Here is a 1,361-nt window from a genome sequence, read left to right as displayed (position 1 = left end):
TATTTTCTTCTCTCTTTTAAATCTGCTTCGATGGTTAGTTCCATTTTTTTATCAATCATATATCCCAAAAGTAAGGTGGCTCCAACAATAAATAATCCTCCAGGAATCACACTTACAAGCAATTTTATTCCATTAATAGCGCTTTCGGTTTGTTGTAAAGCATCAGCATTATAGCCAAAAATGCTCAGCATCCAAGTCGAGATAGCTCCTCCGACACTCAAGCCGACCTTCAAGCCAAAAATCATGGCGGAGAAAATAATGGCAGTCGCACGACGGTTGTTTTTCCATTCACTATAATCGGCTACATCGGCAATCATTGCCCATAACAAAGGAATAGTTACGCCATACAATAAGCCATGTAAAGTTTGAATCACAAAAACAGCTGAGACGGATTCATTGGATAAGACATAAATCAATAATAAACAGAGTGCCGAAAGGCATAAAAATGAGGCAAAAATATTACGCTTACCAAATTTATCAGCTAATGGTTTTGAGAAGAAAATACCCACAATCATCGCAATCGTACTTGATGCATTAATAATACTGGAGGTCGCATAAGGTGCGCTATTTGATTGACTAAATTCAGAGAAAGCTTCTGCGCCAAAAATTTCACTCAATTGTTTTATCCACGAAGGAAAGCCTACATTTTCTAAAAATGCAACCTGACTATTTTCGGTTAAATAATATCTAAAGAAATAGATGTTCATGCCACCTTTTAAGGCCAATGTGATGAATACCAATACAGTAAGCGCTAACATGATAATCCAAGGGCGGTTGTTAATCAAATCATTTAAGTCTTCGGCAATTGGAGTTTTTTGGGTTACATCTGGAACAATTCTTTCTCTTGTGGTAAAAAATGTTACTAAAAAACAAAGTACTCCAGTAATAGCGAAAATCAACATTACTTTTTCAAAGCCTACCGCTTTGTCACCATGCCCAACCGCAATAGCAGCAGGAAGCAAAATTACTTGAATGATAAATTGTGCTAACATTACCGCCACAAAACGATACGAAGAAAGGCTATTTCGCTCCTTCATATCTCCAGTCATTACACCACTCAAAGCAGAATAGGGCAAATTATTAGCGGAGTAAATAACCACCAAAAAAATATAGGTAATTAACGCATACAAAAACTTCCCTGAATCGCCTAAATCGGGCGTCGAGAATGCCAACAGTGCCATTACCCCAAAAGGAATAGCAGTCCACAACACCCACGGGCGAAATTTTCCCCAACGGGTAACTGTACGGTCGGCAATCGCGCCCATCGCCAAATTGAAGATTGCGCCAACGATACCTCCCGTTAGCATCACCAAACTTGCTTTGGAGGCAGGTATTTTATAAATGTCTGTATAAAAAAAGGC

1 protein-coding gene is annotated in these 1,361 nt (G+C 38.6%); it reads right to left on the bottom strand.

The window, feature by feature from the left end; genetic code table 11:
- On the bottom strand, positions 1-1,361 hold a 1,361-nt coding region (locus ACOVQ4_RS03220), incomplete at both ends, for an MFS transporter (protein ID WP_421819216.1).

It is taken from the genome of Flectobacillus sp., from assembly GCF_049240685.1.
Lineage (GTDB): Bacteria > Bacteroidota > Bacteroidia > Cytophagales > Spirosomataceae > Flectobacillus.
This window is presented reverse-complemented; position numbering and strand designations above follow the sequence as displayed.